This is a genomic window from Staphylococcus croceilyticus (assembly GCF_002902575.1).
GTDB classification, from domain to species: Bacteria; Bacillota; Bacilli; order Staphylococcales; family Staphylococcaceae; genus Staphylococcus; species Staphylococcus croceilyticus.
Window position 1 is genome coordinate 14,418 of sequence record NZ_PPRD01000040.1, and the last position, 13,307, is coordinate 27,724.

A 13,307-nucleotide genomic window follows, 5' to 3' on the forward strand; every position below is an offset into this window, starting at 1 on the left:
GCCTGTCACATTAAAAAATGTCACAGACTCATTCAACCATAGTATTAGTCGATTATTTAGAAACGACTTCTTCACCGTTGTAAGAACCACAGTTTTTACATACGCGGTGAGATAATTTGTATTCGCCACAGCTTGGGCATTCAGTCATACCAGGTACTGAAATTTTGAAGTGCGTACGACGTTTGTTTTTTCTAGTTTTAGACGTTCTTCTTTTTGGTACTGCCATGATATATCCTCCTTAATATTGAAACACGAAATCTTAAGTGTTTAGGTCATTAAATTATTATACAATAATTTGAAACAACCTGCTATTACTCTTTATCATATAATTGTTGTAATTTTTGAAGCCTAGGATCAACTTGTTTAGTCTGGGATTCGTCATTGTCTTTCTCTTTTTCAAGTTCGATCATTTGATCTTCGTCAATAACTTCCCAACCATTACCTTCTGTAAGCATTTGATCACTATTCTCAGAAAATGCTCGCATTGGCTTCTCAATGATAACCAATTCTTCAACAATGCTTCGGACATTAATCATACCATCAGTAGCAAGATGATAATGTTCATCTTCTTCTACCTCTTCATCGGTATAATTATCATAACCTTCTAAATCAAATATTTCAGATGTACGCACGTCTAAAGGAACTTCAACTGGTACTAATGTACGTGCACAAGGCATAGTGTATGTTCCTGTTACATGCAAATCTGCAATAACTTCATTTGATTTAACGGATAATTCCCCTTCAACATTGATTTCTGATAAATCGATCAAACCTAAGGGTTCTATTAAATGTTCAAAATTAGCCGTTTGATTAAACTCAAATGGCTTACCTTGATATTTTCTTAATTGCGTTATTGACCATTTCATATGGCTTCACCTCTAACAAACACAAAATTTATTTTAACTTTACTAGTATAAGTTGTCAAGATTTTTTCTTAACAACCTATCATCTGTTACAATACTAATAATGAATACTGAAAGGACGAAATGCAAATGAAAAGTGTTGGACTCATTACTGAATATAACCCATTTCATAATGGTCATTTATATCATGCCCGACAAGCGAAGATTCAGTCCAATGCTGACGTAAGCATTGCTATTATGAGTGGCAATTTTGTTATGCGAGGCGAACCTGCATTTTACAATAAATTTGTCCGCACTCAAATGGCACTTTTAGGCGTTGACCTTGTAGTAGAATTACCTGCTATTGCTACCCTTTCTTCAAGTGATTATTTCGCTCAATCAGGCATTAAAGTTGCTGATTACTTAGACATAGACGCTATTGCTTTCGGTAGTGAAATTGCCGATATTACCCGTCTTGAAAATGTAGCAACAAATATTATTGAATTAGAACAGTCGCCACATTTTCAAAAATTAATAAAAGAAGGCAACAGTTACGCTAAAATTATGCATGAATTAATTGAAGACCAAGATATACTACAATCGCCGAATAATATATTAAGCGTAGCATATTTAAAGGCTATCTCTCAATTTGCCCCCACGATTCAAGGCATAGCCATTCAGCGTTTATCTTCAGCGCATCATGATAAAACTATTAAAAATGAGACGTTTGCGAGTGGCTCATCTATTCGACAATCTATATTAAATGATGAGAATAATTGGAAAACTGTTGTACCTTCAGAAATTAAAGATTTGTATGACAAACCTCACCTATTAAAAGAAGATACATTTCAAATGATTAAATATAATCTATTAAGTCGGTCTGCCGAAGAATTATCTACAATTTATACCATGTCAGAAGGATTAGAACACCGCTTAAAAGCGCATATACAAGAAGCGCATCATTTCGAAAAATTTATGTCTTTAATCAAAACGAAACGCTTTACTTATACGCATTTACAACGCGTACTCATGCAAATATTACTTAACATCACTAAAGACGATTATGATAGTGAAATTAATAGCATACGAATATTAGGCATGAATCCAACTGGACAACAGTATTTAAAATATTTAAAATCTCAATTTCCGGAAAGACAATACATTACTAATGTAAATAAAAAAACTGCTCATTTATTTAAAAATGAAATTAAGGCAACTCAAATTTATAATTTACTTTCTGGACAAACTGCTCACGATTTTAACACACCTGTCATTAGACGAAAATAAGAGCGAGACTTCGAAATCGAAATTACTGATACTTAATAGAATTTCGTTGTTTCGCTCTTTTATAAATGAAATAGTTATATTTATTTATTAAATTTTTCCTTCAATGCTTTTTCTACATTTGGCGGTACAAAGTCTGAAATATCAGCTTTATATTGTGCTACTTCTTTCACAACACTTGAGCTAATAAATGAATAATTTGTACTTGTCATCATGTACATTGTTTCTACTTTATTATTTAATTTTTTATTCATTGAAGTTAAACGCAACTCATATTCAAAGTCGCTAACAGCTCTTAAACCACGAATAATTGTTTGAGCTCCAATTTGATCACAGAAATCTACTAATAATCCATTGAAATTATGTACCTCTACATTAGATAAATGTTTTACAGATTCACGAATTAAAGCCATGCGTTCTTCAACACTAAATGTGCCTGCTTTACTGCTATTTTTCAACACACAAACATGTAATTCATCAAATCGTTCTGCACTTCTTTCAATGATATCTAAGTGACCATTTGTAATTGGATCGAAACTACCCGGGATGACCGCTTTTGTTTTAGCCATTTTGTTCTCCTTTTTCTAGTAACAAAGTATCTGTTAACCCATAGTGATATTGCTTAATCACTTGGAAGTCTTTGGTGTCGATATCTTCTTGGTTGCTAAACTCACAAATGATGATACCACTTTCTTTTAATAAATCAAACTCTGCAATTTGTTCTAACGCTTTATCAATTAATCCTTTATTGTAAGGCGGATCTAAGAAGATATAATCAAATTGAATGTCACGTTTGTTTAATGCTTTTAACGCACGGTCTGCATTATTCTTATAAACTTCTGCTTGCTCCGTTAAATTAAGTTGTTTTAAATTCGCTTGAATCACTTTAACCGCTTTAAAGTTTTGATCTACAAAGATGACTTTCTCCATGCCACGAGATAGTCCTTCAATACCTAGAGCGCCACTTCCAGCAAACAAGTCCAGTCCTAGACCATGAACATCGTGTAAACTGTTAAAGATTCCTTCTTTGACTTTATCCATTGTCGGACGAGTATTACGTCCCTCTAAACTTTCTAACGGTTTACTTTTATGCTTACCCGCAATAACTCTCATTCTGACTTACACTTCCATTTCCTTAAGTTATTTAATATAATTTGTCTTGAAAAAGGAGAATGATCACGCTATGAAACAATCATTTATCGTCTTAGGCGAAGGACTTACAGATTTATTCGAGTTTTTAACAATAATTGAATACAATCACACTCGAATAGACAAAATTGTCTATTTCCACTCACCTCAAACATCTAAGCAATTATCTTCTGTTGCTATCATCATGCAACCGACTGCTGGTCAACATTTCCAAGCCATGTACATCATGCTCAATGCTTTGAAATATCCTTACCCAGACCATAATAAAAAGTTTCAACTTATCAATGCACACGCTAACAAATATAACATACCTGTGTTAGATATTGACGTACAACCGCCAGAAGCTTTCCACTCCCACGATTTATACTTTAAATATTTAATTAGCGTACTAAGATTACAAAATTGGATACCACCTATGCAATAACTATGCAAAAGCTTAAAAGAGTATATGAAGTGACATCTCAATTATAAAGTGAATATTATTTACAATTTTAATCTTTATAACATTTCATGTTTCTCTTTTTCATACGTTTTTTTCAAATATTTATAAGGTGACCCATCAATGTTGAGCACATATTTTAATTTCATTAATTTATGAACAACTGCATCTGCATCTTGTTCATTGACATATAATACAACATACTTACGTTGCTTATTTGTATAAACAATGTGTCCATATTTGCGAATTTGACGTTCATGTTTAATATGTTTTAAATAAACAATTAAACTGACTCTCGAAACTAATTCCATATCATACTCACTCCAATTTTTATGCATATTAACTATACCACGACTAAATATTTTATAAAATATTTAATACAGTTCATTTCACTGTATTTATCAACGTGGCTTTAGAACATCGCTTTACTTTTGCATGTGAATAATTTTTGGTACGCTAAGTGCAATAACCTATAGGAGGAACGACTTATGACAAATAAGAAGAGATGGGCTTTAAATTTAAGTTTAGCAAGCGCTGGTTTGTTAGGCAGTCTATTATTCATTAATAAAAATAAAGACGTCGAAACGAAGAAGCAAATTCCAAAGTTCTTTGATGGTCAAGCGCCATATATCTTTGCACATCGAGGCGGTATGGCTGTACGTCCAGAACAAACGCAATTAGCCTTTGATAACGCAGTAGCTCATGGTTTAGATGGCTTTGAAACTGATGTTCGACTTACTAAAGATGAAGAATTAATTGTCTTTCATGACGCTACAGTTGACCGCACTACAAACGGTTCTGGAAAAGTCAGTGAGCACACGCTAGCAGAATTAAAACGTTTAGATGCAGGTTATCACTTTACCGATATTAATGGCACGCATCCTTATCGTGGCCATGAACACGCAAAAATTTTAACGTTCGATGAATTATTAACTATGTATCCTAAAATGTATATCAATGTAGATTTGAAAGACGCGCCTAATAGTTACGAAGGCTCTGTGGCACCAAATAAAATGTACGAAATTATTGTTAAAAATAATGCACAAAATCGTGTTCTTGTAACAAGTTTCCATAAAGCACAAAATGATCGCTTTAGAGCAATTAGTAACAATGATGTTGCAATCGGAGCAAGCCAACAAGAAGTTGCTGAAGGTTTTGTAAAATTTAACACAGGTTTAGGTCATACTTACCAACCTGTCGCTGATACTTTCCAAATGCCATTAAAATTCAAAGGCATTCCTTTAACGTCACAACGTTTCATTCAATGGCTTAATTTATTAAATATTGTTCCAGGTTATTACGGTGTAAATAGTGCGGATTTAATGGCCGATTTACATGCCAAAGGCGCTCATACACTTGTTACAGATCGTCCAGACCTAGGTAAACAATTTAAAACTTCTTTAACGAATACTACTAAATAATTTAGAGTTTAAGAAAAGTGAGGTATTGAAGATGTTATGCTACATCTTCAATACCTCACTTTTTATATTATAAGCTACAATTGCATGTGCCTCCTGTGGCACATCCATTATGATCCGTTTTAAAGAAAGGATTACCAGCTTCAATTTTCACATTTTCAGAAACAGAAAAAGCAATCTTACTTACCACTTCATCAATTAAATTTTGTAAAGCGACTTCTTTAGATTTATAATCCATAACCACAGGTAACATTTCGTAAGCCCGTTTACGCCGGCGCGTATCCATCATTACATGTTGATAATCTGGATGATACTTTCCAAATCGCATCACTTCATCATATTTCATTTTAGATTTCAAAAAGGCTTGATACATTAAATGCGCCTCATCATCATGATTTAGTCTTTCTTGAGCTTCTCTAAAATCATGATAAAGCTGAGATTGCACAATCATGTCTGATAATGCATCTATATCATCTAAAATCGACATTGTTTCTTCAGTGTACATAATTAAATAAGCCTCCTTTCCAAAAATTTTCTATAAAAACTCTATACTATTTCTCAACAAAGATAAGTGAATAATAATTTTTCATTACTTCTCCACCCATTTCGTCATATTTCGTATTTAATATTCTTGAACGGTGTATATCTGAATTCATCCAACTATGAATAAGCGTTGGCACATCATCAAAGTCATAACCTACGTTTTGGCTAGTTGATTTAAAATCAATCCCCTCATTATCAAGTTGACTTTTCAATGCTTCTTCAGTGAACTCGACATCCTCTTTACTTGTCGCTTCATATAAATTCATAGCGGCAATATGCGCAATATCTGAATTAATGGCTAAAGGTTTAATATGTTTTAATTTACGCATTTCATTTGTAATTTCGTATAACGTCATCAGTTGATTTGGATTTTGTTCATACGGCAACTTACTTGTATTGTCTTCGTTTAACTCGCCACTATCTTCATTAGATTCAGTGTTGTCTTCCTCACTAGCTAATTGATACGGTTTTAAGAAAGCTAAGGCTTCTTTATCCAAATAACGAACACCCATAATACGATTTGATTGTTGATCCACATAGATTTGTGCATAAATCTTACCATATTTAATTAAAGCTTGCGTTTTAATATCTTCATCCGACAATTCAAAGTTATATTCCTTGCCATTAACTTTAAATGAAGGGTCTGGATTGATACTTGTATTTTCGAAAATGTGAGAGGCACTTTCATTGATTTTTAAAGAGTCAATTTTAGCCTTTTGACCAGTAGCATAAACAGATTTAATTTTATCGTTTTTCGTAGACACTATGTAATATTGTTGCTCTCTTTTAAAAATATAATTTGTATAATTATTTTTAAAAGGATAAACACGATTAGCTTGACCAAACTTGTTTGTGAGGTAATGAATATCTTGGCCAATCCATGTTCCTACTCCTTCTTTAGGTGCTGGGTTTTCAGTTTCCGTTTGTGAATGAGGCGTTTGTTCTGTACGATTCGTCGTTGTAGATTTATTAGGATTTTCTAATACATCAAATTTTAACCTTGGTGAGTAAAATAAATATATTAAAAAAACAACTAAAAATATCACGCCTAAAACTTTAATAATTAATTTTGCCATCTTTCACCCACCTATTTTGAATTATATCTATTGTACAAAATATCTATTTTAACAATCAAGATATCTATATCACACTTAAAACTGAAAATACTCAAAGTAGTTTATACCTATTTTCAAAACATATTAAACACTATTAGATTAATATGTTTTAAAAATCATCATCATTTTAACTACTTAACAATATATTTTTAACCTAAACACTATATTCTATAAAAAAACCCTTCAAAGTTTTCGTTTTTCAACGTCTACTTTGAAGGGTCCATATTAATTTATAAGCCAAGTGTTGCTTTAATTACTGAAGTTGTTTCCCCACCTGGATAAAAGACATAAAGTAATAAGTACACAACCACGCCAGTAATGGCTGTAAAGAACCAGATAACTGACGCTGCAGGTCCTACTTTTCTATGCCAATTAAATTTATCCTTAAATGCAGTGATGATTTGTAGTAAGCCTAATACACCACCAATTGTAGCAAGGTTAATGTGGAATATTAAGAAAATTTTATAATACGTTCTTACAGAATCAGGTCCACCAAAATCGGTATTTCCTAAGAATATTGTTCGCGTGGCGTAAATAATAAAGAACGTTAATGCAAAGCCTGCTGCCCATAGCATTGTTTTCTTGTGCTTATCAATATGACGATGCCAGATTTGCCACCAGCCGATTGCCACGAGAATAGCACTAATAACAATACAACTTGTACTAATCGTTGGTAGAATTGGTAAATTCATAAGTTTCATCCTTATTTACTTTAATTATTTTAAATCATTTTAATTAACGAAACGACCACAACTAAAACAAAAAAGATTACTAAATAATTTAATGAATAAATAAACATTTTTGTTGCCCATTTAGTTTGATCAGTATTTTTCTTAAATGTTGTTAGGCCAACGTAAATCCAACCTAAATTTAATAATGTCGCTAATACGACAAATGTAGTACCTAAACTTGATAATAAGAATGGTAATGGAAGTAATAAAACTAACCAAATAAACATGCTTACTCTCGTACGTTTAAAACCTTTAACTGATGGTAACATTGGAATGTTAGCTAATGAATATTCATCACTACGTTTAATTGCTAATGCATAGAAATGAATGGGTTGCCAACAAAAAACAACCAAGAATAATGCAACAGCAGCTAAACTGATATTTCCATCAATTGCAACCCAACCAATTAATGGTGGTACGGCTCCTGGGAAACTTCCCACTACTGTGTTCCAAGTTGTATGTCTTTTAGACCATATAGAATAATAAGACACATAACCTACGATGCCGATAAGGCCTAATACGCCTGATGGTACATTTAATAAGAATAAGCAAGCCTCTCCTACTAACATCATACCGAAACTTAATAATAATAAGTGTTTATCTGAAATTCTATCATTTACTGTCGGTCTATTTTGCTTACTTGGCATAATACTATCGATATCTTGATCATAGTAATTATTTAATGCACAAGCGCCACCCATAATTAATGTTGAACCAATCAACATTAAGAGAATTTGAGGTATTGACGATAGGAAGGAATGATTTGTCATCACAACCGCCAACCAAGCACCAGCAAATGCCGGAATTAAATTACCTTGAACTAAACCCATTTTAATAATTTGCTGTAATTCTTTAAAACTCACACGGTCCGAGTGTTGTGATAAAGTTTGTTCTTTACTCATGGTCCCCCTCCTTAAATTTTCCATATAGTACTATGATATAGTAATTATTAATAATTGACTAGTTTATATGAAATTAAATTGTGACACTTTAACGACATTGTATGTGAGCAATTTTTTGTTATCCTGTAATGTTGTATAATTGGTTTGATATTACAAATCCAAAAATATAGACATTAAATCAGGCTATGTTATCGTATATTGATTAGCATTGAAATTCCTGAATTAATGATGGGGTGTTTAACATTGTTTAATAAACGAAACCTTAAATGGTTATCAGTATTAGCCACAATTATTATGGCAATGGTGCAACTTGGTGGTGCACTGGTAACTAAGACAGGTTCTGAAGATGGTTGTGGATCTTCATGGCCACTATGTCATGGTGCCTTACTTCCTCAGAACTTGCCAATCGCTACTATTATAGAATTAAGCCATCGTGCTGTATCCGGCATATCATTAATTATAGTTCTATGGCTTGCCATAACGGCTTGGAAAAGAATCGGGTATATCAAAGAAGTTAAACCATTGGCAGTTATAAGTGTTGCCTTTTTATTAGTGCAAGCATTAATTGGCGCAGCTGCAGTAATTTGGCAACAAAACTCCTATGTTTTAGCGCTTCATTTCGGCATCTCACTTATAAGCTTCTCTTCTGTATTCGTTTTAATGCTCATTATTTTCGAAGTAGATAAGAAATATGAAGCCGATGAACTATTCATTAAAAAGCCATTAAGAAGACTTACATGGATAATGACAGTAATCGTTTATCTAACGATTTATACAGGGGCATTAGTTAGACATGCGAAAGCAAGTTTAGCATATGGTGCATGGCCATTACCTTTTGATGATATTATTCCGCATACTGAACAAGACTGGGTTCAATTCGCTCATCGTGGTATGGCATTTATCACTTTCTTCTGGATTATGATTACTTTTATTCATGCAGTGAAAAATTATTCAGAGAACCGTACAATTAGATATGGTTATACAGCTGCATTTATTTTAATCATTATCCAAGTTATTACTGGTGCACTTTCAGTTATAACGCATGTTAATTTAATTATCGCATTAATCCATGCATTATGTATCACTATTTTATTTGGTTTAATTGCTTACTTTATTTTACTCATGCTTCGATCAATTAGAAGCGATCGTCGAATTAAATAACATAGAAAGCCTTGGACATTATTATTAAATGTCCAAGGCTTCTTTTATATTTAGGCAATAGCTAACTGAATTGAAAAAGCTTGTACCAAGCTTTTTTCAATTCTAGTTACCCTTGCCCGAGAGTGGGGCCCCAACATAAAGACTTTCGAAAAAGAAAGTCTATGGCCAACACGTAGAATTTTCTTAAGAAATTCTACAAACAAAGCCAGTTGGGTTGGATGACGAAATTATTTAAATTTCTACCCTATCCTTCTACTTTTTCAATTTCTATTAATAAATCCCCTGTAGCAATTGCATCACCATTGACTACTGTAACTTTCTTGATAACGCCATTGAATGGTGCTTGAATTGTTGTTTCCATCTTCATTGCTTCTGTAATAAGCAATGGTTGATTTACTTTCACTTCATCGCCAACAGCTACTTTCACTTCTGTTACAGAACCTGGCATTTGAGCGCCGATATGACTTGGGTTTGTTTTATCTGCTTTAGGTTTCACATTCGCATTTGTTTTAATATTTTCATCTTTAATATTAATGCGACGTGCTTGACCATTCATCACATAATACAGAGTACGGTTACCATTCTCATCTGGTTCACTAATCGTTTCTAATTTAATAATTAATCGTTTACCTGTATCAATTTCAATTTCTACTGTCTCGCCGTTACGCATACCAAAGAAGAATGTTGGTGTATCTAGAAGCGATAAATTACCATATTGTTGTTTCGTTTGAATGTATTGATCAAATACTTTTGGATATAATACATAGCTAATGACATCTTGTTCAGTAACTTCACCATATTCTTTGTCACTAAGCTCTTGTCTAATTGCTTCAAAGTCTACTGGTTCTAAATATTCACCAGGACGTTCAGTTAATGGCTGTTGCCCTTTTAAAATAACGTCTTGTAACTTTTTATTAAATCCATTAACCGGTTGACCAATATCACCTTTAAAGTATGAAACAACGGATTCAGGAAAATCTAATTTATAACCTTGTTCAATAACTGATTGTTCATCTAAATCATTTTGTACCATGTAAAGTGCCATGTCGCCCACTACTTTTGACGATGGCGTTACTTTAACTATATCTCCGAATAAGAAATTAACGCGACGATACATGTCTTTAACTTCATTGAAGCGCTCTCCTAATCCTAAACTTTTAGCCTGTTGGCCTAAGTTAGAATACTGACCACCTGGCATTTCGTGTTGATAAATTTCTGTGTTAGGTGATTTAATATCACTTTCAAAGTCGCTATAGTATGGACGAACATTACTCCAGTAATGGCTAAGTTCTTCAAGCCCTTTAATGTCCGTACGCATATTTCGACTAAAGCCATTTAATGCATAATATAAAGAGTTTGCGCTTGGCTGACTTGTTAAACCACTCATTGAAGCGACAGCTGTATCGATAATATCTACGCCCGCATCGATGGCTTCTTTATAAGTTAATAAACCATTACCGCTTGTATCATGCGTATGCAGATGAATTGGTAAATCAACTGCTGCTTTTAATTCTCCAATTAGTTCATAAGCTGCTTTAGGTTTTAATAAGCCTGCCATATCTTTTATTGCTAAAATGTGGAACCCTTCACGCTCGAGTTCTTTAGCTAAATTAACATAATAATCTAACGTAAATACATTTGAACGTTCTGGATTTAAAATATCACCAGTATAACAAATCGCACCTTCTGAAATTTTACCAGCTTTTTGTACCGCTTCATTCGCAACTTTCATCTGGTCAACCCAGTTTAATGAGTCGAAGATTCTAAAGACATCTACGCCTGCTTTTGCACTTTCAGCCACAAATTTTTCGATGACATTATCTGCATAGTTTTTATAACCTACCGCATTTGAGGCACGTAATAACATTTGAAATAACACATTTGGAATAGCAGTTCGCAATCTTTCTAAACGTTCCCATGGGTTTTCTTTTAAGAAATTATAAGCTACATCAAATGTTGCACCACCCCACATTTCTAATGAAAAGCTATCTTTAAGAACTTCAGATGTTTTAGAGGCAATATTCATCATATCTTTAGTACGAACGCGTGTAGCTAATAAAGATTGATGGGCATCACGAAATGTCGTATCTGTAATTAAAACGTCTTTTTGTGCGCGAACCCAATCTGCTACTGCTTTAGGTCCTTTATTATCAAGCAATTGCTTTGTTCCATTCAATTGCGCAATTCTGTTATGAGAAACTCTAGGAATAGAGGTTGCTTCATAATCTGGTTTTTCACGTTTTTCTACATTCGGGAAGCCATTAATCGTAACATTGCCAATATACTCTAATGTTTTCGTACCACGGTCTAATGTAGGCGCAATATTAAATAATTCAGGCGTTTCCTCAATGAATTTAGTCGTATAATCACCACTACGGAACTTTTCATTTCGCATTACATTAATTAAAAATGGAATATTCGTTTTAACCCCACGAATACGCATTTCTCTTAACGAGCGTTCCATTTTTTCCTCTGCTTGTTTAAAAGTCACTGCATGCGTAGATAATTTCACCAATAATGAATCATAATAAGGTGAAATTTCAGCACCTTGAAAACCATCGCCTGCATCTAAACGTACACCGAAACCACCACTTGAGCGATAAGCGATAATTGTACCAGAATCAGGCATGAAATCATTAGTCGGATCTTCAGTGGTAATTCGGCATTGAATAGCATATCCTAATGTTTTTATTTCCTCTTGTTTAGGCATAGCAATGCGTTCATCAAATAAATTCGCACCATCGGCAACTAAAATTTGGGTCTTCACAATATCAATGCCAGTAATCATTTCAGTGATAGTATGTTCAACTTGGACACGAGGATTTACTTCAATAAAGAAGAACTCATCTCCAGAAACTAGGAATTCTACAGTTCCTGCATTAACATATTTAATATTATTCATTAATTTTAAAGCTGCTTCACAAATACGTTCTCTTAACGTATTAGAAAGACCTACTGATGGTGCGACCTCTACAACTTTTTGATGACGACGTTGCACTGAACAATCTCGTTCATATAAGTGCACAATATTACCGTATTCATCACCAATAATTTGAACTTCAATATGTTTAGGATTATCAATATATCTTTCAATATAAACTTCACTATTACCAAATGATTTAGCAGCTTCAGATTTAGCACGGTGAAATGCATCTTCTAATTCACTTTCTTCGCGAACGATACGCATTCCTTTACCGCCCCCACCACTAGTCGCTTTAATCATTAGTGGGAATCCTGCTTCACGCGCAAAGCTTTTCGCAGCTTCGAAGTTTTCAATTGGACCATCTGTTCCTGGAATTACGGGTAAATCCGCTTTAATTGCAGTCGTTCTCGCTTTAACTTTATCTCCAAACATATCTAAATGTTCAAGATGAGGTCCAATGAATATGATGCCTTCCTCTTTACAACGATGCGCAAAGTGCTCATTCTCACTAAGGAAACCATAACCCGGGTGAATTGCATCTACACCAGCCTGTTTAGCTACTTCAATAATACGTTCAATATTTAAATAACTTTCAGCCGGACCTAAATCTTTCCCCACTAAATAAGATTCATCTGCTTTATATCTATGTAATGAATTCTTGTCTTCATTAGAATAAATGGCTACTGTTTGAATATCTAATTCCGTTGCTGCTCTAAAAATTCTAATTGCAATTTCACCACGATTGGCTACTAATAACTTTTTTATGTGTTTCAAAGAATAGACACCCCTTTATAGTTTGA

Annotated in this window: 14 protein-coding genes; 4 read left to right on the forward strand and 10 right to left on the reverse strand. The window is 33.5% G+C overall.

All coding sequences use genetic code 11. The features are described from left to right. Window positions 1-52 precede the first annotated feature (52 nt). The gene (gene rpmF / locus CD128_RS06415; protein WP_002435373.1) at window positions 53-226 is read right to left on the reverse strand and encodes a 50S ribosomal protein L32; all 174 of its coding nucleotides are present in this window, start codon (window positions 224-226) and stop codon (window positions 53-55) included. Window positions 227-311: 85 nt separating this feature from the next. After that, a complete protein-coding gene (locus CD128_RS06425) occupies window positions 312-866 on the reverse strand; it encodes a YceD family protein (RefSeq protein WP_103329201.1) in 555 nt (184 codons plus the stop codon). A 126-nt stretch (window positions 867-992) separates the two neighbouring features. On the opposite strand from CD128_RS06425, the gene CD128_RS06430 reads away from it, so the two are divergent. Next, complete coding sequence (locus tag CD128_RS06430; RefSeq protein WP_103329202.1) at window positions 993-2,129, forward strand: nucleotidyltransferase; 1,137 nt, start codon at window positions 993-995, stop codon at window positions 2,127-2,129. Between the two features lie 80 nt (window positions 2,130-2,209). Here CD128_RS06430 and coaD read toward each other — a convergent pair whose 3' ends face one another. Beyond that, a complete protein-coding gene (coaD, locus tag CD128_RS06435; protein WP_103329203.1) occupies window positions 2,210-2,695 on the reverse strand; it encodes a pantetheine-phosphate adenylyltransferase in 486 nt (161 codons plus the stop codon). Continuing rightward, window positions 2,688-3,239, reverse strand: coding sequence for a 16S rRNA (guanine(966)-N(2))-methyltransferase RsmD (rsmD, locus tag CD128_RS06440; protein ID WP_103329204.1), 552 nt, complete (start codon window positions 3,237-3,239; stop codon window positions 2,688-2,690). Before rsmD ends, coaD begins: the two co-directional genes overlap by 8 nt. Window positions 3,240-3,309: 70 nt before the next feature. On the opposite strand from rsmD, the gene CD128_RS06445 reads away from it, so the two are divergent. Beyond that, the gene (locus CD128_RS06445; RefSeq protein WP_103329205.1) at window positions 3,310-3,699 is read left to right on the forward strand and encodes a DUF7147 family protein; all 390 of its coding nucleotides are present in this window, start codon (window positions 3,310-3,312) and stop codon (window positions 3,697-3,699) included. 74 nt (window positions 3,700-3,773) lie between these two features. Here CD128_RS06445 and CD128_RS06450 read toward each other — a convergent pair whose 3' ends face one another. Continuing rightward, window positions 3,774-4,025, reverse strand: a complete 252-nt coding sequence (locus tag CD128_RS06450; protein WP_103297406.1) for a DUF2129 domain-containing protein — start codon at window positions 4,023-4,025, stop codon at window positions 3,774-3,776. 177 nt (window positions 4,026-4,202) lie between these two features. On the opposite strand from CD128_RS06450, the gene CD128_RS06455 reads away from it, so the two are divergent. Next, window positions 4,203-5,135: a glycerophosphodiester phosphodiesterase gene (locus CD128_RS06455; RefSeq protein WP_103329206.1), complete on the forward strand. Its 933-nt coding sequence runs from the start codon at window positions 4,203-4,205 to the stop codon at window positions 5,133-5,135. A 67-nt stretch (window positions 5,136-5,202) separates the two neighbouring features. On the opposite strand, the gene CD128_RS06460 is transcribed toward CD128_RS06455, so the two are convergent. The 4 genes from CD128_RS06460 to cyoE all read right to left on the reverse strand — a co-directional run bounded on the left by CD128_RS06460 (window position 5,203) and on the right by cyoE (window position 8,423). After that, window positions 5,203-5,637, reverse strand: a complete 435-nt coding sequence (locus tag CD128_RS06460) for a YlbF/YmcA family competence regulator (RefSeq protein WP_103329207.1) — start codon at window positions 5,635-5,637, stop codon at window positions 5,203-5,205. A gap of 46 nt (window positions 5,638-5,683) precedes the next feature. Further along, on the reverse strand, window positions 5,684-6,751 hold the full coding sequence (locus tag CD128_RS06465; RefSeq protein WP_103329208.1) for a CAP-associated domain-containing protein: 1,068 nt from the start codon (window positions 6,749-6,751) through the stop codon (window positions 5,684-5,686). 269 nt (window positions 6,752-7,020) lie between these two features. After that, window positions 7,021-7,482 carry a DUF420 domain-containing protein gene (locus CD128_RS06470; protein WP_103329209.1) on the reverse strand — a complete coding sequence of 154 codons (462 nt, stop codon included), beginning with the start codon at window positions 7,480-7,482 and terminating at the stop codon, window positions 7,021-7,023. A 29-nt stretch (window positions 7,483-7,511) separates the two neighbouring features. Beyond that, complete coding sequence (cyoE, locus tag CD128_RS06475; RefSeq protein WP_103329210.1) at window positions 7,512-8,423, reverse strand: heme o synthase; 912 nt, start codon at window positions 8,421-8,423, stop codon at window positions 7,512-7,514. A 243-nt stretch (window positions 8,424-8,666) separates the two neighbouring features. Here cyoE and CD128_RS06480 point away from each other — a divergent pair, with 243 nt between their 5' ends. After that, entirely contained in the window at window positions 8,667-9,584 is a 918-nt protein-coding gene (locus CD128_RS06480; RefSeq protein ID WP_103329211.1) for a COX15/CtaA family protein, read from the forward strand. Window positions 9,585-9,828: 244 nt separating this feature from the next. Here the strand turns inward: CD128_RS06480 and CD128_RS06485 are convergent, their stop codons facing one another. After that, window positions 9,829-13,281: a pyruvate carboxylase gene (locus CD128_RS06485; protein WP_103329212.1), complete on the reverse strand. Its 3,453-nt coding sequence runs from the start codon at window positions 13,279-13,281 to the stop codon at window positions 9,829-9,831. Between the last annotated feature and the right edge of the window lie 26 nt (window positions 13,282-13,307).